Annotated in this window: 17 protein-coding genes; 5 read left to right on the top strand and 12 right to left on the bottom strand. The window is 66.4% G+C overall.

Annotated elements, in window-relative coordinates; all coding sequences use genetic code 11:
• Positions 1-10: 10 nt before the first annotated feature.
• The 8 genes from ACZ1I5_RS05360 to ACZ1I5_RS05395 all read right to left on the bottom strand — a co-directional run bounded on the left by ACZ1I5_RS05360 (position 11) and on the right by ACZ1I5_RS05395 (position 7,727).
• Positions 11-823 carry a helix-turn-helix transcriptional regulator gene (locus tag ACZ1I5_RS05360; RefSeq protein ID WP_465172697.1) on the bottom strand — a complete coding sequence of 271 codons (813 nt, stop codon included), beginning with the start codon at positions 821-823 and terminating at the stop codon, positions 11-13.
• Positions 824-897: 74 nt separating this feature from the next.
• Positions 898-1,707 (bottom strand): NADPH-dependent oxidoreductase, encoded by an 810-nt coding sequence (locus tag ACZ1I5_RS05365; RefSeq protein ID WP_465172698.1) that lies wholly within the window; start codon positions 1,705-1,707, stop codon positions 898-900.
• Positions 1,704-3,068 carry an LLM class flavin-dependent oxidoreductase gene (locus tag ACZ1I5_RS05370; RefSeq protein ID WP_465172699.1) on the bottom strand — a complete coding sequence of 455 codons (1,365 nt, stop codon included), beginning with the start codon at positions 3,066-3,068 and terminating at the stop codon, positions 1,704-1,706. Before ACZ1I5_RS05370 ends, ACZ1I5_RS05365 begins: the two co-directional genes overlap by 4 nt.
• Positions 3,065-3,811 (bottom strand): ABC transporter ATP-binding protein, encoded by a 747-nt coding sequence (locus ACZ1I5_RS05375; RefSeq protein ID WP_465172700.1) that lies wholly within the window; start codon positions 3,809-3,811, stop codon positions 3,065-3,067. Before ACZ1I5_RS05375 ends, ACZ1I5_RS05370 begins: the two co-directional genes overlap by 4 nt.
• Entirely contained in the window at positions 3,808-4,668 is an 861-nt protein-coding gene (locus ACZ1I5_RS05380; protein WP_465172701.1) for an ABC transporter permease, read from the bottom strand. Before ACZ1I5_RS05380 ends, ACZ1I5_RS05375 begins: the two co-directional genes overlap by 4 nt.
• An 11-nt stretch (positions 4,669-4,679) precedes the next feature.
• On the bottom strand, positions 4,680-5,768 hold the full coding sequence (locus ACZ1I5_RS05385) for an ABC transporter substrate-binding protein (RefSeq protein WP_465172702.1): 1,089 nt from the start codon (positions 5,766-5,768) through the stop codon (positions 4,680-4,682).
• Positions 5,768-6,745: a TauD/TfdA dioxygenase family protein gene (locus tag ACZ1I5_RS05390; RefSeq protein WP_465172703.1), complete on the bottom strand. Its 978-nt coding sequence runs from the start codon at positions 6,743-6,745 to the stop codon at positions 5,768-5,770. The genes ACZ1I5_RS05385 and ACZ1I5_RS05390 overlap by 1 nt, the downstream gene beginning before the upstream one ends.
• Before the next feature lie 22 nt (positions 6,746-6,767).
• Positions 6,768-7,727, bottom strand: coding sequence for an aldo/keto reductase (locus ACZ1I5_RS05395; protein ID WP_465172704.1), 960 nt, complete (start codon positions 7,725-7,727; stop codon positions 6,768-6,770).
• A 460-nt stretch (positions 7,728-8,187) separates the two neighbouring features.
• On the opposite strand from ACZ1I5_RS05395, the gene ACZ1I5_RS05400 reads away from it, so the two are divergent.
• Positions 8,188-10,539, top strand: a complete 2,352-nt coding sequence (locus tag ACZ1I5_RS05400; protein ID WP_465172705.1) for a TonB-dependent receptor — start codon at positions 8,188-8,190, stop codon at positions 10,537-10,539.
• Between the two features lie 63 nt (positions 10,540-10,602).
• Here ACZ1I5_RS05400 and ACZ1I5_RS05405 read toward each other — a convergent pair whose 3' ends face one another.
• The gene (locus ACZ1I5_RS05405; RefSeq protein ID WP_465172706.1) at positions 10,603-13,182 is read right to left on the bottom strand and encodes a TonB-dependent receptor; all 2,580 of its coding nucleotides are present in this window, start codon (positions 13,180-13,182) and stop codon (positions 10,603-10,605) included.
• A gap of 117 nt (positions 13,183-13,299) precedes the next feature.
• On the opposite strand from ACZ1I5_RS05405, the gene ACZ1I5_RS05410 reads away from it, so the two are divergent.
• Positions 13,300-14,205 carry an ROK family protein gene (locus ACZ1I5_RS05410; protein WP_465172707.1) on the top strand — a complete coding sequence of 302 codons (906 nt, stop codon included), beginning with the start codon at positions 13,300-13,302 and terminating at the stop codon, positions 14,203-14,205.
• 1 nt (position 14,206) lies between these two features.
• Here ACZ1I5_RS05410 and ACZ1I5_RS05415 read toward each other — a convergent pair whose 3' ends face one another.
• Together ACZ1I5_RS05415 and ACZ1I5_RS05420 are read right to left on the bottom strand one after the other, a co-directional pair.
• Positions 14,207-14,689, bottom strand: a complete 483-nt coding sequence (locus ACZ1I5_RS05415; RefSeq protein ID WP_465172708.1) for a vgr related protein — start codon at positions 14,687-14,689, stop codon at positions 14,207-14,209.
• Complete coding sequence (locus ACZ1I5_RS05420; protein WP_465172709.1) at positions 14,686-15,123, bottom strand: copper chaperone PCu(A)C; 438 nt, start codon at positions 15,121-15,123, stop codon at positions 14,686-14,688. Before ACZ1I5_RS05420 ends, ACZ1I5_RS05415 begins: the two co-directional genes overlap by 4 nt.
• Positions 15,124-15,284: 161 nt before the next feature.
• On the opposite strand from ACZ1I5_RS05420, the gene dnaK reads away from it, so the two are divergent.
• Both dnaK and dnaJ read left to right on the top strand, forming a co-directional pair.
• Complete coding sequence (dnaK, locus tag ACZ1I5_RS05425; RefSeq protein WP_465172710.1) at positions 15,285-17,189, top strand: molecular chaperone DnaK; 1,905 nt, start codon at positions 15,285-15,287, stop codon at positions 17,187-17,189.
• 64 nt (positions 17,190-17,253) lie between these two features.
• Complete coding sequence (dnaJ, locus tag ACZ1I5_RS05430) at positions 17,254-18,372, top strand: molecular chaperone DnaJ (protein WP_465172711.1); 1,119 nt, start codon at positions 17,254-17,256, stop codon at positions 18,370-18,372.
• A gap of 53 nt (positions 18,373-18,425) precedes the next feature.
• Here dnaJ and ACZ1I5_RS05435 read toward each other — a convergent pair whose 3' ends face one another.
• Entirely contained in the window at positions 18,426-18,731 is a 306-nt protein-coding gene (locus ACZ1I5_RS05435; protein ID WP_465172712.1) for a hypothetical protein, read from the bottom strand.
• Positions 18,732-18,873: 142 nt separating this feature from the next.
• On the opposite strand from ACZ1I5_RS05435, the gene ACZ1I5_RS05440 reads away from it, so the two are divergent.
• Positions 18,874-19,743: a sigma-70 family RNA polymerase sigma factor gene (locus ACZ1I5_RS05440; RefSeq protein ID WP_465172713.1), complete on the top strand. Its 870-nt coding sequence runs from the start codon at positions 18,874-18,876 to the stop codon at positions 19,741-19,743.
• Positions 19,744-19,801: the final 58 nt, after the last annotated feature.

Raw genomic sequence — 19,801 nt, forward strand, 5'->3', positions numbered from 1 at the left:
TCGCAGCACCTCAGTCTTGTATCCGCGCAACATCGCGCTCGCGACGCCAAGCCAGCGGCGTGCTGCGAAAGGCCGACCGGAAGGCGCGGCTGAAATGTGCCTGGTCGGCAAAACCGGTGGCGCAGGCGACATCGGCTAGCGACGCGTGCGGTGCCCCGAGCATCGCCGCCGCGCGCTCCAGCCGCCGTCCGCGCAGATATTCGCCGGGCGAGCAGCCGAGATAGCGTTTGAACACCCGGGCGAGATGCACCGGATGCACACCCGCCTCGGTCGCCATGTCGGCGACGCTCAGCTCGCTATCGTTGGCGGTGAAACTCATCTCGAACGCCCGGCGCAGCCAGGATGGCGGTTCCGCGGAGTCGGGCGCTTCGTCCGAAGTCGATGGCATAACGCTCGCGACAAGCTGATGCGCCCGCCCGTCGAGGCCGAGTGCCGGCAGCGTGGCGTCCTCCAGCTCCCGCGCAAGGCGATGCGCGGTCCAGATCGCATAGGGATCGAGCACCGTGATCGCCTGTCCCTCGTCGTTCGCCGGGCCGCCCGACACCGCGAGGAAACTGCCCTGGCCGCGATAGAAGCGGTCGCGGTGCGTGGTGCCCGCCGGATTGAACAGCAGCAGCGGCGTGGACGACGCTATCGGCGCCCCTTTGGCGGAGGACATGTACCGCCCGCCCAGCACGAGCACGAAATGTGCTTCGTCATGACTATGGGTTTCCACCTCTTCCTCGGGCGCCGTCGCGTCGAGGCGGTGGAAGGTGAAACCGGCGGCTTCGCGATAGGCCGGCCCGGAACCCCAGAATTCATGCCGCGCGCGTCGAATGGCCAAGAATTGCCTCCATCTGTGTTATTCGGCTAACACAGATGGAGAGCAGGCGAAAGCGCGATCGCCTTGCTCGAGTGTTATCGCAGCGCGAAACCCAGCTCACCCAGCACCGTCCGCAGTACATGCCGCCCCGCCATCGAGTCCGGCCCGCGCGTCCGTTCCCCGGCCAATTCGGTCCAGCCGCGCTCCGCCATGCCCTGCTCGCGCTGAAAGCTGCGCAGGCGCTCGTCATAGGCATGCGCGCCGTCATGCTGCCGGTCGGTCCAGGCATAGGTCTCATGGAACAGCACGGACGATTGCGGCAGGCGCGGTTTGATCGAGGCCGGGCGTGCCGGATCCGGCACGCCGACCACCAGGCCGAACAGCGGGAACATCCGCGGCGGCAGGTCGAGTTCCGCCGCGACCTCGGCAGGCCGGTTGCGGATCCCGCCGATATAGACCGATCCCAGCCCCAGCGATTCCAGCGCGACCACCGCATTCTGCGCCGCCAGCGACGTGTCCACCGATCCGAGCAGGAAGGTTTCGGTATAGTCGAGCGCCTCGGCCGGCACGCCGCGCGCGGTCGCCAATTGAGTCAGCCGGTCGAAATCGATCAGCCACACGAGCAGCAAGGGCGCCTCGACGATATGCTTCTGCGATCCGGCCAGCGCCGCCAGCCGCGCCTTGCGTTCGGGGTCCTGCACCGCGACCACGCTCCACACCTGAAGGTTGGAGGAGGATGCGGCCGATTGCGCTGCGGCAACCAGGGTCTCGATCGTGCCCTCGGGCAGCGGGTCGGGCAGATAGGCTCGCACCGATCGATGCCCAATCAGCAGGTCGATCGCGGGGTTGCGGTGGATCGCTGCGCCGCCGTCATGGCGATAGCGCGCCTGAAGTGCCTCGCTCACGATGCCTCCGCCACGGCAGCCGCGCGCCCTGCGAAGCTGTTCACCGGCCGCCTGAGCCCGAGATTCTCACGCAACGTCTTGCCCTCATACTCCTCGCGGAACAGCCCGCGGCGCTGAAGGATCGGCACGACCTGATCGACGAAATCGGTTAGCCCGGTCGGCAGGATCGGCGGCATCACGTTGAAGCCGTCAGCCGCGCCGGTCTCGAACCAGGTCTGGATCAGGTCGGCGACCTGCTCGGGCGTGCCGACCGTGGTCAGATGGCCGCGCGCGGTCGAGACCTGGCGATAGAGCTGGCGCAAGGTCGGCCGCTCGCGCTCGACTAGGTCCGAGACCAGCTTCAGCCGGCTCTTGCTGCCATTGGTGTCGTTGGGCAGCGGCGGCGCGACATCGTCGAGCGTATAGCTCGACAGGTCGACGCCCTGATAATGCCGGTTCAAAATGCCCCAGGCGATCGCCGGGTGTACCAGCGACTGCAGCTCTTCGTACTTTGCCTGCGCCTCGGTCTCGGTACCGCCCAGCACCGCGAAGATGCCCGGCATCACCAGCAGATCCTCGCGCCGTCGGCCATATTTGCCGAGCCGCGCCTTCACATCGCCGTAAAATTCCTGTGCATCCTCCAGCAGCAGATTGGCGGTAAAAATCACTTCGGCCGTCCGCGCCGCCAGTTCCCGGCCCGGCTCGGACGCGCCGGCCTGGACGATCACCGGATAGCCCTGCGGCGGACGCCCGATATTGAGCGGCCCGCGGACCTGGAAATGCTCGCCCTGATGGCCGAGCACATGGAATTTCTCCGTATCGAGGAAGACGCCGGACGCGCGATCGCGCACGAACGCATCGTCCTCGTAACTGTCCCACAGGCCCTTCACGACATCGATATATTCCTCGGCGCGTTCGTAGCGCTTCGAATGCTCGAGATGCTCGGTGCGGCTGAAATTGGCCGACACGTCGGCGCCGGTGGTGACGACGTTCCATGCCGCGCGTCCGCCGGTGATCCAGTCGAGCGAGGCGAATTTCCGCGCCGTGGTATAGGGGTCTTCATATGTGGTGGTGGAGGTGGCGACGAAACCGACGCGCTCGGTCACCTGCGACAATGCCGCCCAGAGCGTTACCGGCTCGAAATGCGCTGCCTTGGCGTTCTGGCGAAAGGTCGCCTCGTCGGTGAAATCGGCATAGCCGCCAGGGCTGTCGGCCACGAACACCAGGTCGAACTTGCCGCGCTCCGCGGTGCGCGCGAGATTCCTGTAATGCTCCAGATTGTGCCCCGCATCCGCATCGGTGTCGGGATGCAGCCAGGCGGAGACGTGATGGCCGGTCGCCTGGAGAAAGGCGCCGAGACGAAGTTTCCGATCGGTGCTCATGCGGGAATCCTTTCGCTGCGGGCATAGGGAGAGGTGGCGGCATCGACCGCGACGCCGAGCAGGCCGAGCAGCTCGTGCTGAAGCGCGGCGGTCCGTTCGCGCCGGGCCACGCCATCGAGTGGGAGGGCGACGCGGATGTCGGCGACGATCTTGCCATCGTCGAGCACGACCACCCGGTCGGACAGTTCGATCGCCTCGTCGACGTCATGCGTGACGAGCAGGACCGCGGGATTATAGACTTCGGACAGGCGCCGGAGCAGCGCGTGCATGCGGATTCGCGTCAGCGCATCGAGCGCGCCGAACGGCTCGTCGGCCAGCAGCAACGCCGGTCCGCGCACCAGCGACCGCGCCAGCGCCACGCGCTGCTGTTCGCCACCGGAAAGCTCGTACGGCCAGCTATTCTCGCGCCCGGCCAGCCCGACTTCGTCGAGCGCCTTCAGCCCGCGCGCGCGCCGGTCCGCGCCCGTCAACCCAAGCAGGACATTGTCGAGCACGCGCTTCCACGGCAGCAGCCGCGCGTCCTGGAACACGACCGACAAGCGTTCCGGCACCAGGATCGTGCCCGTTCCTTCCGCTTCGTGATCCAGCCCGGCGAGCGCGCGCAGCAGGGTGCTCTTGCCCGATCCGCTGCGGCCGAGCAGCGCGACGAACTCGCCGGCGGCGATGTCGAGATCGATGCCTTCGAGCACGCCTTTCCGGGTGAAGCGGCGAACGAGCCCGCGGACCTGCACGACGGCGCTCACGACGCGAGCGTCCGGCGCCAGCGCAGCGCGCGCTGCTGGATCAGCCGCACCGCGGCGTCCGAGGTCAGGCCGAGCAGCGCGTAGACGACCAGCCCGACCAGCATGATGTCGGTCTGCGCATAGTTGCGCGCGAGCGTGATCATATAGCCGATCCCGCTCGTCGCATTGAGCTGCTCGACGACAACCAGCGCCAGCCATGACGCGGTCACGCCGAAGCGCAGGCCGGTCAGCAGGCCCGGCAGCGCGCCGGGCAGCACGACATGGCGGATGAAGCCCCATCGGCTCAGTTCAAGCGTCTCGGCCAGCTCGACCTGCTTCAGGTCGATGGCCCGCAATGCAGTGTGCGTCTGGATATAGACCGGCGCGAACACCGTGACGGCAATGACCGTCACCTTCATGCCTTCGCCGACGCCGAACCACAGCACCATGAACGGGATCAGCGCGAGCACCGGGATGCCGCGTTTCAGCTGCACCAGCCCATCAATCACATAGCCGCCGAGTAGGGTCAGGCCGGACAGCAGGGCAAGCACGACCCCGACGGTCGTGCCGAACACCAGCCCCTGTCCCGCGCGCCAGGCCGACACGGCGAGATTATCCTGAAGACGCCCGTCGCGGATCAGCTCGATCGCCGTCTCGACCGCGGTCCAGGGCGCCGGCAGCACCCGAGGGTCAAGCCATCCGGTCGCCGACAGCACGGACCAGTAGAGCAGCAGCAGCCCGGGCCCGAGGATCCAGCCCCAGGCGAGCGGTGCGCCGAGGCCCAGCCGGCGCACCCCCGATTGCTGGCTTCGCGCGACCTGCGCCGGGGCGAAATGCTTGGGCGGCGCGACCACCAATTGGGGGAAGGGAGCGTTCATGACACCTCCGGTCATTTGGAACTGGCTGCGGAGAAGCCGTCAGCGGCGAGCTTTTCGAAACGGCGGTCGAACAGCGTGCCGGCCTCGAAGCGTGGATTGCCCAGCTCAGGCGCCAGGATGTCGATCGAGGCCTGCTGATACCGGATCGCGTCGGTCCATTCGGCCGGGATGTCGGGCCTGCCCGCCGCAGTGACGATCAGCCGCGCATCCTCCAGCTTCAGCCCCTGCTCGCCGACATAATAGCCGCGCGCCAGCTCCTCCGGATGAGTCTGGCGCCACGCCCATGCCCGGCCCCACAAGACAACGAACTGCTTGAGCGCGGCGGCCTTGGCCGGGTGTTCCAGGACCTCGACCGGTACATAGGCGAAGACGGGATCGTCGCGGAAATCGGGATGCTTCAGGACAGTGGCGCCGTCATCGCCATATTTGCGCAGATAGCGCTCCGCGACGATCCCGCCGCCGATCGGCGCCATGTCGACCGCGTCGCTGGCCAGCGCACTGGTATAGACGTCGCCGCCGATATTGGACGGCAGCTCGACCAGAGTGACTTCGCTCTTGGCGATGCCCGCGCTCTTCAAGGTCTGGAGGACGATCTGCCCCTGCACCTGGCTCGGGCTGATCGCGATCCTCTTGCCGCGCAGATCGGCGATCGTGCGGATATTGGCCTTTGGCGCGATCCCCAGCACGAAGGCGGGGTGGTTCAGCGGGTCGTGTCGATAGGCGGTGGCAATGATCTTGACCGGCAGGCCGACCCAGGTCGCATGGATCGGCGGCACGTTCGCGCCCAGGCCGACATCGAGCGCCTTGGCGTGGAACGCCTCGGTCACGTCGGGCCCGCCGGTGATCTGCACCCATTTGATCCGGAACGGCAGGTCCTTGTCCCAGCCATTATGGTGGACCACCCATTCCGTCACGGGATCGCCGACCGTCAGCAGCGTGCCGTCCGGCACGGTGTCGGGCAGGGGCGCCGACAGCGCCAGTCCACCCGCCGCCTTGGCCTGTCGGTTGGGTGCGAACAGCACCAGCAGGCCGATCGTGACCGCGACGAACGCGGCCAGAGCGATAAAGCCCCATGGCTTCGATCTGGCCGCGACCGGCATCAGCCGAGCACGTTGAACAGCGCGCCCTCGAGCTGCTGCGAGACGAAGCCGTCGGGCCCGCGGGTCAGTTCGCCCGCGACGGTGATGCGGCGCACCGCGCGCGCCAGGTCGAAATGGGCATAGTCGATCGGCCCGGCATGGGCCGTCGCCTGATTGTCCCACACCACGAGCGATTTGGGCCGCCAGTGGAACCGGACCTGATATTCGGGTCGGGTGACCTCATAGAAGAGCAGGTCGAGCAGCGCCTTGCTCTCCGGCTCCTTCAATCCGACGATATGGCTGATCGTGCCCGGGTTGAGGAACAGCAGCTTCTCGCCCGTCTCGGGATGAATCCGGACCAGTGGGTGGAGCGCGACGAACGGGCCCTTGGTGCGGCCATCACGGCGTGGCTCGCGGGTGCCGCCATCATAATCCGTGGTGCGGTGGACTGCCTGCAATCCGTCGATCAACGTACGGATCGGCGCCGACAGGCCTTCATAGGCGGCCACCAGATTGGCGAAGAGCGTGTCGCCCCCATAAGGCGGGATTTCGACGCCGTGCAGGATCGAATAGCGGTTCGGGTTCGCGACGAAGGTGATGTCGATATGCCATCCCTTGTAATCGCGCGGCGGCTCGCGGCCGGGGGGCAGGGTGGTGTTGCGTTCGTGCCGGGCGCGATATTCGGCGACCGATCGTTCCCAGATTTCCGGATGGTCGAGCAGCCCTTCCGCGATCGGATGTGCCGGCGTCAGCGGGCCGAACGCCCGGCCGAACGCCTTCATCTGGTCGTTGCTGATGTCCTGCTCGCGGAAGAACACGACGCGCCAGTCGTGCAGCGCGCGCTGGATGTCGGCGGCGATCTCGGGCGTGATCGGCTCGCGCAGGTCGACGCCGGAAATCTCGGCGCCGATCGTCGGCGTCACCGCCTCCACGGTGATATGGTCATAGGTGAAGCGGTCGCGGTTGGTTTCGGGGCGAAGTGCGGTGACGGCGTTCATGGCGGCTCCTTCAGCTGTTCGTTCAGGCGGCAACGGGCTCGGGCGGGACAAGTCGGAGCGCCTCGGCCGGGTAGCGGGCGCCGGTGGTCGCGCCCCGGGGGAACGCCGCTTCGAGCGCGACGAGCGATTCGGGATCGAGCTCGAGATGATTGGCCGCCCAATTGGCCTCGAGATGGTTGATGTGCCGCGTGCCGGGGATCGGCACGACGTCCTTGGACAGCACCCAGGCCAGGCTCACCTGCGCCACCGTCGCCCCGACGCGCTTGGCGACCTGCTCGATCGTCGCGCGGCGCAGGCTGTTCGCGGCGACCGCGTCGGGCTGGAATCGGGGATGGTGCCGGCGTCGATCGTCGGGATCGCTGATCTCCGCGCCCGCCAGGAAGCCGCGCCCCAGCGGGCTATAGGCGACGAAACCGATCCCCAGTTCGCGGACGGTCGGCAGGATCTCGACCTCGACGTCGCGGGTCCATAGCGAATATTCGCTCTGCAAGGCGGTCAGGGAATGAGTCGCATGTGCGCGGCGCACGCCGTCGGCCGATGCCTCCGACACGCCGACGCCGCCGATCTTGCCCTCATCGACCAGCCGGGCGAGGTCGCCGATCGATTCCTCGATGGGGATGTCGGGGTCGACGCGGTGCAAGTAATACAGGTCGATATGGTCGAGGCCCAGCCGGGTCAGGCTCGCCTCGACCGCGTCGCGCGCCTTGACCGCCGGCACCGCGACGCCGCCGCCATTCGGGCGGGGCACGAACTTGCTGGCGATGACGAGGCCGTCGCGCCGATCCCTGATCGCCTTGCCCAGCAACTCTTCATTATGCCCCGGGCCATAGCCCGTGGCGGTGTCGAAAAAAGTGACCCCAAGGTCGATCGCGCGGTGCAGCGTCTTGATCGAACTGGCGTCGTCGGCCTGCCCGTAGACATGCGACAGCCCCATCGCTCCAAAGCCCTGACGGCTGACGTCTAGATTTCCAATGGTCGGCATCTGCGGGTTCCCGAACGAAGAGTTGAAACCGAAGACTGCCTGCGGGCGGCCGATCGGCGAACGTAGGATATCTTTCCTTCGTCGTAGAATCCATATCTTATTGATGGGAATTAAAGTGGGGAACCGCTCGATGGTTCGCGCGTTCGCGCGCGCCGTCTGTTAGGGCAGAATACCAGGATAAGATGCTGATACATAATGGATATGATCGACAGAAAATCGCCGGGGCGACTGGTGAAGCGGGGCGCCTTTAGAAAAACTTCGAGCCACAGAAGAATCAATTCCCATTGACTCAGTAGGAATTAAGAATCAGCCTTGCGCCTTCGATCTGGGGCGGATCGGGCCGTCCCGCGGCATGCAGCGAAGCATGGCGTCGAGAGATGGCCGGCCTCGTTCAGAGCCGTCCGGAGAGGGGCGGCCGCGACCCGTCGATCGACGATTTACCGGGGCAAGGGAGGCCATCATGAACACGTTCCGCCAGTCACTTCTGCTGTCATCGATCATCGCGGGCATGGGGCTCGCCCAGCCGGCCTTCGCGCACGGCGCGGGGCCGGAGGGGGAGGATGCCGTCGCGAAGGCAGGGGCAGCGGTGGCCGCTGCGGCTGCGCCCGATCCCTCCACCATCCCCGATGAGGGCGCCGATGTGGTGGTCACGGCGCGCCGCACCTCGGAGCGCGCGCAGGACGTGCCGATCGCCCTGTCGGTGGTCTCGGGCGAGACGCTGGAGCGCAAGGGCGGCTATACGCTGACGGACGTCCAGTTCCAGACGCCCAGCCTGACCGCCTATAATTCCAATCCGCGCAATTCCTCGATCGGTATTCGCGGCATCGGCGTTTCCTCCGCGTCGGACGGGCTCGATACTTCGGTCGGCGTCTATATCGACGGGGTCTATCTCGGCCGTCCCGGCATGGCGCTGTCGGACCTGATCGATGTCGACCGGGTCGAGGTGCTGCGCGGCCCGCAGGGGACGTTGTTCGGGCGCAACAATTCGGCCGGCGTGCTCAACATCACCACGCGCGGACCTGAGTTCGAGTTCAAGGGCACGGCGGAAATCTCCGGCGGCACGTATAATTACAACCAGGAGCGCGTGAGCGTGACCGGCCCGATCATCGATGGACTGCTCGCTTTCCGCGTCACGGGATTCAACACTCACCGCGACGGCGTGCTCGACAATATCAAGACCGGGGTGAACGCGAACAGCGTCGGGCGCAGCGGTGCGCGCGTCCAGCTTCTCGCCACGCCCGCCAGCAACTTCACCCTGCGGCTGATCGGCGATTATTCTATCGAGGACGATACCTGCTGCGTCAGCGCGACCAAGCTGGTCCTGCCCGCAAGCCTCAGCGCGACCACCGGCCGCACGCTCCAGGCGCTCGCCGCGCTCGGGTACGTGCCGAAGCGGAGCCTCGACTACACCCAGAACAATTCGCTTCAGAACATGAAGACCGACCAGAAGGGCGTGTCGCTGCAGGCCGATTGGGATCTCGGCCCGGTCACGCTGACGTCGATCAGCGCGTGGCGCTATTGGCACTTCGCGCCGCTGCAGGACAGCGACGGCACGCCGCTCGACGTCATCCAGGTCAATGTCGCCCAGACCAAGGACGATCAGTTCTCGCAGGAAATCCGCCTTGCCTCACAACCCGGGCGATTCACCTGGCAGGTCGGCGGTTACCTGTTCCACCAGGTGCTGCGCGATCATTTCATCCTCAACCAGTTCGGCACGGACGCGAGCAATTTCTACACCACCTATGCCCGGCTCGCGAACCCGGCGGCGGCGGCGATCAACATCGCCCCCGGCTCGCAATATCTCGACGACGTCCGCACCACGGTCGACAGCGTCGCGGTGTTCGGCCAGGCGAACTACTCGGTCACGGATCGGCTGACGCTCACCGCCGGCATCCGCTACACGCACGACAAGCGTTGGGGCCGGTCTGATACCTCGACCGTGGGCACCCCCAATCCGGCGACCTCGATCCCCTTCCACTACAATACGTCGGTGACGGGCGACAATGTCTCGTACCTCGCCAGCATCGCCTACAAGATCGCGCCCGATGTGCTGGTCTATGGGTCCTATTCGACCGGCTACAAGGGGTCGGGCCTGAACCTCAACGCCGCCGTCTCGGCGGGAACGCCGCTGGTCCTGGAGCCCGAGGACGTGAAGAATTGGGAGATCGGCCTGAAGACCCAGTTCTTCGACCGGCGCCTGACCTTCAACCTCAGCGCCTTCTCGACCGATCTGTCCGGGCTTCAGGCGAACATCGTGCCCACCAACGGCAACCGCTCCTATCTCGCCAATGTCGGCGACGTGCGGGCGCGTGGCGTCGAAGTGGATGCGTCGCTGAAGGTGACCAACAATCTGACGATCGACGCCAATGGCTCGTACAACGACGCCAAGTACAAGAGCTACGCCAATGCGCCGTGCCCGGTCGGAGTCACCGGCGTGTGCGATCTCACCGGCAAGCCTCTGTTCCAGGCGCCGGAATGGGTCGCCAATGCGTCGATCGACTATCATGTCCAGCTCGCGAACGGCGTGCGACCCTATGCGATCGGCCAGTTCAGCTATCGCTCCAGCACGTTCGGCACCGCCGATGCCGGGCCCTATAGCCGGATCGACCCCTATGCCCTGTTCAACTTCCGCGTCGGTACGTCCTTCCGCGATGGGCAGTTCGACGTGTCGGCCTGGGTCAACAACGCGTTCGACAAGAAATACTTCCAGAACCTGTCGACCACCGCGATCGTCGGCACTTCGCCCTTTGCCTATGCCGGCCAGCTCGGCACGCCCCGCACGGCAGGGGCGACCTTCCGGGTCAATTTCTGAGACAGGATTTCTGAGACAGGGAGGGGACGTGGCCGGGAAGTCTCCCCCGGCCACGTCAAACCCTCAGAAGAACAGCTTCCGGATGCTGACCCGCACGCTCCGCCCCAGCGGATCGAGATAATCGGGCTGATAGCTGACCGGCGTGATCCCGGCGGCATCGGTCACGCGCTGCTTGCCGTCGAAGATGTTGGTCACCCCGATCGTCAGGCGGGTGCCGCGCAGCCAGGGATGCTTCTTGATCAGGTCGAGCCGCTGGCCGAAATCGGCGAACAGCCTCAGGTCAAGCGTGCCGAGTCCCGAAAAGTTCAGTCGTTCCGGCGCGGCCGCCGTACCGCCATTGACCTCGGTACCGGTGCGGTAATTGCCCGACAGGCGGAAACCGATGCCGTTGTTGGTGTAGCCCGCCTGCGCCTCGAACTCGTGCCGCGACTGGCCGCCGCTGCCGCCAGTCGCATCGCCATTGAGCAGGTCGAGCCGCGGCCCGCCATTCTGGACCAGCACTTCCTCCTTGAAATGCCAGGTGTGGTAGAGCGCGAAGTTCAGCCGCCCGCCGCCCTGGCCGCCGCCGGCGAATCCGCCGCCACGCCCGCCAAAACCGCCGCCGCCGGGGCCGCGCCCGCCGAAACCGCCCGCGCGTGGGCCGCCGTCGCCGCCCCCGGGGCCAGCGCCGGGTGCTCCGGGCGGGTTGCCGCCCTGCTGCCCGGCCGGGGCCTCGCCCGCCGGCGTGCCGCCGTTGCGCGCGCTGCCGTCGGGCGTGGTGTTCGCACCATCCTGATTCCGTCGCCTGAATCCGCCTGGCGGCTGAAGTCCGGCGAACGGGTTCGGCCCGGTGCCCGCGCGGAATGCCTCGAGCTCCTTCTGCACCTTCGATTTGATCGGTTTGGAGAAGTTGATGCCCCAGCGCAGCTGTGACCGGCTGCTCTCGGCGAAGTTGATCGGCCGCATGTCGATCCGGGTGAGCTGACCCGATGCGTCGCGGGTGAAGCGGCTCGGGAACGCCGCCTCGATGGCGGCCGTCGCGCTCGGGAAGGCCGCGATCGGATCGTCGGTGCGGCTGGTCACGTAGTTGGCGGTGAGGCTCAGGTCGGTTTGCGACCACGGCTTCAGGGTCAGGCCGATCTTGGTCACATGATTGTTGCTGGCGAGCAGATTGGCGTTGCCGCCGGTCAGCGAGGTGATGTCGACGGTCGTGCCCTGCACATAGTCGAACACGCGCACGTTCGGCGTGGTGATCACTGGATTGCCGAGCTGCTGGGCGCTCGGTGCCTGTTCCTGGTCGGTGTGCGAGACGATGAAGCGCACCGCCTCGACCGGAATCCAGTTCGCGCCATAACCGAGCGTCTGCAGCGTGCCGAAGTCGGAAAGATGGTCCTCGGCCAGGTTGAAATTGGCCGAAAGCCTGCCGAGGAACGGCAGGAAGCCGTTGGTCTTGCTCGCGATCGGGATATCGATGTTGACCTGGCCGTTGACGGTATCGCGCGAGACGGAGCCGGTCTGGTTTCCGGTTGCGCGATACGATCGCGAATCGAAGCCGCTGGTATCCGCGCCGAGCTTGATGCTGGTCGAGACATCGCCCGCCGGCAGTTTGAACAGCGGGCCGTTGAGCAGCGCGTCGACGCCCGCCTCGTTGGAGACGCCATAAGCCCGGTTGGCTGGGCGCGCGCCGACCTCGGAGCCGGAAATGTCGACGCCCGTCTCGCTGAAGGTCTTGGTCTCGCTGCGATCGTAATTGCCGGTGACGGACCAGCGCCATTTGGGACTGATCGAGCCATTCCACGTGGTGCCAAGATGCGCAGTCAGCGTGGAGTTACGCTGTTGCAGCGGCAGGACTCCGTCGAGCGTCGGGTCGGTCACGCCATCGGGCAGGCCGTTGGCGCGCAGGCTGTCGGTATATTCCAGCCGCCCGTTGATCGTCGCCGAGACCTTGCCGATCGGCCGCGCATAAATGGTGTTCGCACTGAAATCGCGGCTCGAGGCAAGCAGGCTACGATAGGGGTCAGGATCGATGATATCGCGCTCATTCTCGGTCAGCCCCGACTGCGCCTCATATTCGAGATGCATGTTGAAGCGGCCGTCGCCGCGGATGTGGAGCAGGTCGAGCTCGCCTTGCGCATCGTTGCGACCGCCCGCCGTCGGCACCCGGTCGGCCAGTTCCACCGTGGTCGCGCGAAAGCGGCGGCGCAGCACGATGTTCACCACCTTCTGGTCGGCGCGATAGCCATATTTGAGTGCGACTTCCTCGGGCAGGATGTCGACGCGCGCGATCGCCTCGGTCGGGATGTCGCGGATCTCGGAGAAGCCGGAGATCCGCTTGCCGTTCAGTAACACCACGGGCGCCCCGCCGCTGCCGCGTCCGCTAGTCGTCTGTGGGGTCAGCTCGTTGAGCAGGTCGGAAAGCGAGCTCACCCCATAGGATCGGATGTCGGCCGGGCTGAGCTGTTCCTCGGGCTGGATGTCGCCGATCACCGCGCCGGGCAGGTTGCGCTGCCCCCGCACGATGATGTCGGGCTCGTCGGGGTCGCCCTGGTCGTCGCTCTGCGCCGCCGCCGGGGCGGCAGGCGTCGGGTTCGTCGTCTCCTGCGCTGTCGCCAGGGCCGGGACACTGGCCGAGGCCAACAGGAACAGGATGCCGATACGCCGCATGGTCACTCCAACTCGAATCACTGTCGGAGCCCTAGACTCCATTTGTCGCAAGAATGTGCCGGTCAGCGCATTGACGTACGATTGACAGTATTCGGGCGCTCAGCGGATAGCATCGGCATGACCAGTCCCCTGATCGCCGGCATCGAACTTGGCGGCACCAAATGTATCTGCGTGCTCGGCTCCGGCCCGGACGATATCCGCGACGAGGTCCGCATCTCCACGACCACGCCGGACGAAACGCTCGCGGCGGTCGAGGCAGTGCTTGGCCGCTGGTCGGGCTATCGGGCACTGGGCATCGCCAGCTTCGGCCCGGTCTCGATCGATCCGTTGGCGGCGAACTACGGCTTCATCACCGCGACGACCAAGGCCGGCTGGTCGAACACTGATGTCGGCCGGCGCCTCGCGCGCCACGCGGACGTACCGCTGGGTTTCAACAGCGACGTAGCCGGGGCGGCACTGGCCGAGGGGCGCTGGGGTGCCGCGCGGGACGTCGCCGACCATGCCTATGTCACCGTCGGCACCGGGATCGGCATCGGGCTGGTGATGGGCGGCGAAACCACGAACGGCCTGTTTCATCCCGAGCTCGGCCATATCCGTCCGGTACGGTTGTCCGGTGATGGCTGGCCCGGCATCTGTCCCTTTCACGGCGACTGTCTCGAGGGTCTCGCATCGGGACCGGCGATCCGGGCGCGGGCAGGGAAGGCCGCGGAGCAGCTCGCCGCGGACGATCCGGTATGGGACGGCGTCGCCCATGCGCTGGCCCAGCTCGCGCACACGCTCGTGCTCACCGGCATCCCGCGCCGGATCGTGATGGGGGGCGGCGTGATGGTCGGCACGCCCCATCTTTTCCCGCGCATCCGCGAGAAACTGGTCGCGAGCCTGGGCGGCTATGTCGCGGCCCCCGGTCTCGACCCGATCGAGGCTTATGTCGTGCCCGCCGCGCTCGGCAACCATGCCGGGCCGCTCGGCGCGATCGAACTCGGCATCCGGGCGCTTCGCCCCGCTGCGCCCGGGAAAAAATAGGTCAGGCCCGCTCCAGCGCGGTGCCGAACGGCAATATCTCCTCGTACCGCGCCAGTGCCGGGGCGCCGATCACCCGCGCTCCCCGGCGCAACAGGAAGGCGTGGCGAACGATTTCCGCCTGTTGCTCGATGCCGTAACGGCGCAGCGGCAGGCCGGGCCGGATCGCATAGTCGTACCGGCAAAAGGGGTGTCGCCTGATCGGCAGGCTGATGCCCTTCTGGTGTTGCCAGACATGAGTCATCTCATGGATGAACAGCCCCTGGTCGTCGAGCGACCCGGCGGCGAAATCGTCGCGGTAGCGGCTGCCCCCGGGGTGGAAATGGATCGATCCGGTCGGGGCCATCACCGTTTCGCGCGGCTGGAAGAACGCCCATTTGCGCCGGGTGATTCGCACTTGGGCATAATCGATCGCGTCGCCGAACACGCTTCGCGCCAGCGCGATCTCGCCCGCGGTCAGCGGGCGGCCGGAGCGGTCGGCGCTCAACTCCCCGGCGAAGCCTCGCCGGCACCGACCGCGGTGGCCTTGTAGGTGACGCGCTGGCCGTCGGCGAAGGTGAACAGCAAGGGCACCGGCGCGCCCGGCCTGATACCGGGGTTCAGATCGAACAGCATCACATGCTTGCCGCCCGGCGCGAAGGCGACCTCGCCGCCCGCGGGCAGCGCGACCTGCTGGATCGGCTTCATCGAGGCCATCGACCCGGTCTGCATCGATTCATGCATCTCGGCGCGGATCGAGACGTCGCTGGTCACGCTGACCAGAGTCGCGTCGGCCGGGCCGCCGTGCAGCGTGAAATACGCCGCCGCCGGACCGCGCGGCACCGCGGCGAGCCTCACCCAGGCCTTGGTAACATGGATTTCGTTGGGACTCTCGCAGCCGGCAAGCGCCAGCAGGACACCAAGGAGGGCAGGGATACGCATCATATTCTCCCGCTTCGGGAATGTTGTCCGGCCTCTAGGGAGTCGAAAATCTTGCGGCAAGCGAAAGCCCCCCTATATCGCCAGCAGTAAGTGCCGCGTCGCCCAGTCAGGGGGCGCGGTCGAGAGGCAATTTTTTTTGAAGACGGGGGCCGAAGAGGACCATGGCTAAAGTAATCGGTATCGATCTGGGCACGACCAACAGCTGCGTTTCCGTGATGGAAGGCGGCAAGCCCAAGGTCATTGAGAATGCGGAAGGGGCGCGCACCACGCCCTCGATCGTCGCGTTCGCCAAGGATGGCGAGCGGCTGATCGGTCAGCCGGCCAAGCGCCAGGCGGTGACCAATCCCGAGAATACGATTTTCGCGGTGAAGCGCCTGATCGGCCGCCGCTTCGACGATCCGGTGACCAAGAAGGACACCGAGCTGGTTCCGTACCACATCGTCAAGGGCCCGAATGGCGACGCGTGGGTCAAGGCCGGCGGCAAGGATTATTCGCCGGCGCAGATCTCCGCCTTCACGTTGCAGAAGATGAAGGAAACCGCCGAGGCCTATCTCGGCGAGACGGTGACTCAGGCGGTCGTGACCGTTCCTGCGTATTTCAACGACGCGCAGCGCCAGGCGACCAAGGACGCCGGCCAGATCGCCGGCCTCGAAGTGCTGCGCATCATCAACGAGCCGACCGCAGCGGCGCTGGCCTATGGCCTCGACAAGCAGGACGGCAAGACCATCGCGGTGTATGACCTTGGTGGCGGCACCTTCGACATCTCGGTGCTCGAGATCGGCGACGGCGTGTTCGAGGTGAAGGCCACGAACGGCGACACCTTCCTCGGCGGCGAGGATTTCGACGACAAGATCCTGCGCTTCCTGGCCGAAGACTTCAAAAAGGCCGAAGGCATTGACCTGACCAAGGACAAGCTGGCGCTGCAGCGGCTGAAGGAAGCGGCCGAGAAGGCGAAAATCGAGCTGTCGTCCGCCGCGACGACCGAGGTCAACCTGCCCTTCATCACTGCTGACCAGAATGGTCCGAAGCATCTGGTGAAGACGATCACCCGCGCCGATCTGGAGCGGCTGGTCGAGGATCTGATCCAGCGCACGCTCGAGCCGTGCCGCAAGGCGCTGGCCGATGCCGGCCTCAAGGCGGCCGATATTGCGGAGGTCGTCCTGGTGGGCGGCATGACCCGCATGCCCAAGGTGCGCCAGGTCGTGAAGGATTTCTTCGGCAAGGAACCGCATTCGGGCGTCAACCCGGACGAGGTTGTCGCCATGGGCGCCGCGATCCAGGCCGGCGTGCTGCAGGGCGACGTCAAGGACGTGCTGCTGCTCGACGTGACTCCGCTGTCGCTGGGCATCGAGACGCTGGGTGGCGTGTTCACTCGCATGATCGACCGCAACACCACCATCCCGACCAAGAAGTCGCAGACCTATTCGACCGCTGACGACAATCAGCAGGCCGTGACGATCCGCGTCTTCCAGGGTGAGCGCGAGATGGCCGCCGACAACAAGATCCTCGGCCAGTTCGACCTGGTCGGTATCCCGCCGGCGCCGCGCGGCGTGCCGCAGATCGAGGTCACCTTCGACATCGACGCCAACGGCATCGTCAACGTGTCCGCCAAGGACAAGGGCACCGGCAAGGAGCAGCAGATCCGCATCCAGGCCTCGGGTGGCCTGTCGGATCGCGACATCGACCAGATGGTCCGCGATGCCGAGCAGTTCGCCGAGGAGGACAAGAAGCGCCGTGAGGCAGCCGAGGCTAAGAACACGCTCGACAGCCTTATCCACACCACCGAGCGCCAGCTCGCCGACAATGGCGACAAGGTCGACGCGTCGCTCAAGGCCGAGATCGAGGCGGCGGTGGCCACGGCCAAGACGGCGGTCGAGGGCGGCGATCCCGAAGCGATGCGCGAGCAGGCCAATGCCCTGCAGCAGGTTGCGATGAAGCTCGGCCAGGCGATCTACGAGAAGCAGGCCCAGTCCGAAGCTTCGCCTGCCGCCGATGCGGCGCAGGAAGCTCCTGCCGAGGACGTGGTCGACGCCGAATTCTCGGAAGTCGACGATACCAAGGCGTAACTTGTTGCGTTCCCCCCGTTATTCCTGCGATGAGCAGGGATAGCGGGGAGGGCGGGGGCCCAAGATGACCACCGAAGTCGATTTCTACGAATTGCTCGAATGCGAGCGCACAGCGGACGATGCCACGCTGAAGGCATCCTATCGCAAGCTCGCCATGAAATATCACCCCGACAAGAATGACGGGTGCAAGGACAGCGAGTCCAGGTTCAAGGCGATCAGCGAGGCTTATGATTGCCTCAAGGACCCGCAGAAACGCGCGGCCTATGATCGTTTCGGCCATGCCGCGTTCCGCAATGGCGGTGGCGGCGCCGGTGCGGGCGCGCAGGATTTCGGCGCGTTCAGCGACATCTTCGAAAATATCTTCGGCGAGTTCATGGGCGGTGGCGGGCGCGCCCCGCGCGGCGCGCGGCGCGGCGCCGATCTGCGCTACGACATGGAGATCACGCTCGAGGACGCGTTCCGCGGTAAGTCGACCGATATCACCGTCGACGTGTCGGCGTCCTGCGATTCGTGCAAGGGCACCGGCGCCAATCCCGGCACCAGCGCCAAGGCCTGCGGCACCTGTGCCGGGCACGGCAAGGTGCGCGCCCAGCAGGGTTTCTTCGTGGTCGAGCGGACCTGCCCGAGCTGTCACGGCGCGGGCCAGGTCATCTCCGACCCGTGCAGCGCCTGTCGCGGCGAGGGCCGGGTCGAAAAGACCAAGACGCTCACCGTCAATATCCCGCCTGGCGTCGACGAGGGCACGCGTGTGCGCCTGACCGGCGAGGGCGAGGCCGGCGCGCGCGGGGCGCCTCCGGGCGATCTCTACATCTTCCTGCACGTGCAGCGGCACGCGCTGTTCGAGCGCGAGGGCACGACCCTGTTCGCCCGCGCGCCGATCAGCTTCACCACCGCCTCGCTGGGCGGCGAGATCCGCATCCCCGGGCCGGACGGCGAGCGCCACACGATCAAGATCCCGGCCGGCACCCAGAGCGGCCGCGAGCTGCGCCAGCGCGGCGCGGGCATGCCCGTGCTGCAGGGCCGCGGGCGTGGCGACCTGGTGATCAGGGTCGAGGTCGAGACACCGACCAAGCTGTCGGCCAGGCAGCGCGAACTCCTCGAACAGTTCCGCGCCACCGAAACCGGCGAGGAAAACCCGCAGACCACGAGCTTCTTCAAGAAAGTGAAGAGCGCGCTCGGCTGACCCTATGAATACCCCTCCCGCTTGCGGGAGGGGTCAGGGGAGGGCCTGTGCGATCAACCAATCCCGAAACTGTCGACCAGTTCGACCGCCAACCGCACCGGCACGACCGGCGTGGCGCAGCGCGACGCCAGATCGGTCTGATAGGCCTGGAAAGACGGCAGTCCGGTCACCGCATCGGCGCTCTCGTCGGCCAGATTGACGAACAGGTGGATAAATTCGTCCCCGTCGCGGAACAGGGCATAGCCCACCTTATCGGGCGCGTTGGCGCGTACCTCGTCGAACACGGCGCGCGCCAGCCGTTCATTCTCGTCCGACGTCTCGGCTTTGGTCGCATAGCGTACCAGCGTCACTCTCTGCATGATGTGGGTTCCTTATCGACGCGGCATCGCGTCGGAGGATGAGACGGTGCCGACCCCGCAAAGGATTCGGCGGTCGAAAAAGAATCCTCACCCGAATCCTTTGCGTCTCCCGCGGCGTCCCTGGGCTAGAGGAAAAGTGGAGGTGCGTGTGACGGACCGGTTGAACGACTGGCTGGGTGAGATGCGGCCGCGGCTGCACCGTTATGCCGCGCGTATGATGGGGTCGGCCTTTGATGGCGAGGACGTCGTCCAGGATGCGCTCGCCAAGGCAGCCGAAGCACTCGGCGCCGGCGCGCAGGTGGCCGAGCCCGACGCCTGGATCTTCCGCATCGTCCACAATACCGCGCTCGATGCGCTACGCCGCAGGCGGCGGCAGGAGGCGCGCGATGCTCTTGCCGTCTCGGACGATGCGTCGACCGAAGAGGCCGACCGGCGGATCGCGGTGGAGGCCGGGCTGGGCAGCTTCCTCCATCTCGTGCCGGCACAGCGATCGGCCGTGGCGCTCGTCGATGTGCTGGGTCACTCGCTCGCCGAAACCGCGGCGATTCTCGGCATGACGGTCCCAGCGGTCAAAGCAGCGCTTCATCGCGGGCGGGTCAGGCTGCGCGCGCTTGCGCAACAAGCGGAAATATCGGCGGTCATCGCGCCTGCCGAGCGCGCGCGCCTTCGCGCCTATGCCGACCGCTTCAACGCCCATGACTGGGATGCCCTGCGCGCCTTGCTGGCCGAGGATGTGAAGCTGGATCTCGCCAATCGGACGACGCTGTCCGGTGCGCGCGACGTGTCGATTTATTTCACGCGCTACGCTGCGCTGCCGGACTGGCGGGCAAGTGTGGGCATCGCGGAGGGGCGTCCGGCATTGCTGATCCGGAAGCGTGGGGACGAGTCAGGTCCACCCATTTTTGTCGTGCTGCTCGATTGGCGCGGGGATCGGATCGCGGTGATCCGCGACTTCCACTACGCCACCTATATCATGGAAGGATTGAGCTGGTCGGCCATCCCGCCGGCCTAGCCACCCCTTTAGACAAGGGGTGGGCGGGCCGATGGATCAGAGGCTTACGACCTCGACC

The organism is Sphingomonas sp. BL-S-30 (genome assembly GCF_055521475.1).

What these genes read in the sequence shown, in the direction of transcription:
- ACZ1I5_RS05370 (WP_465172699.1), bottom strand. Translation starts at nt 3,068, where the DNA reads ATGAGCACCGATCGGAAACTTCGTCTCGGCGCCTTTCTCCAGGCGACC.
- ACZ1I5_RS05380 (WP_465172701.1), bottom strand. Translation starts at nt 4,668, where the DNA reads ATGAACGCTCCCTTCCCCCAATTGGTGGTCGCGCCGCCCAAGCATTTC.
- ACZ1I5_RS05385 (WP_465172702.1), bottom strand. Translation starts at nt 5,768, where the DNA reads ATGCCGGTCGCGGCCAGATCGAAGCCATGGGGCTTTATCGCTCTGGCC.
- ACZ1I5_RS05390 (WP_465172703.1), bottom strand. Translation starts at nt 6,745, where the DNA reads ATGAACGCCGTCACCGCACTTCGCCCCGAAACCAACCGCGACCGCTTC.
- ACZ1I5_RS05395 (WP_465172704.1), bottom strand. Translation starts at nt 7,727, where the DNA reads ATGCCGACCATTGGAAATCTAGACGTCAGCCGTCAGGGCTTTGGAGCG.
- ACZ1I5_RS05400 (WP_465172705.1), top strand. Translation starts at nt 8,188, where the DNA reads ATGAACACGTTCCGCCAGTCACTTCTGCTGTCATCGATCATCGCGGGC.
- ACZ1I5_RS05405 (WP_465172706.1), bottom strand. Translation starts at nt 13,182, where the DNA reads ATGCGGCGTATCGGCATCCTGTTCCTGTTGGCCTCGGCCAGTGTCCCG.
- ACZ1I5_RS05410 (WP_465172707.1), top strand. Translation starts at nt 13,300, where the DNA reads ATGACCAGTCCCCTGATCGCCGGCATCGAACTTGGCGGCACCAAATGT.
- ACZ1I5_RS05420 (WP_465172709.1), bottom strand. Translation starts at nt 15,123, where the DNA reads ATGCGTATCCCTGCCCTCCTTGGTGTCCTGCTGGCGCTTGCCGGCTGC.
- dnaK (WP_465172710.1), top strand. Translation starts at nt 15,285, where the DNA reads ATGGCTAAAGTAATCGGTATCGATCTGGGCACGACCAACAGCTGCGTT.
- dnaJ (WP_465172711.1), top strand. Translation starts at nt 17,254, where the DNA reads ATGACCACCGAAGTCGATTTCTACGAATTGCTCGAATGCGAGCGCACA.
- ACZ1I5_RS05435 (WP_465172712.1), bottom strand. Translation starts at nt 18,731, where the DNA reads ATGCAGAGAGTGACGCTGGTACGCTATGCGACCAAAGCCGAGACGTCG.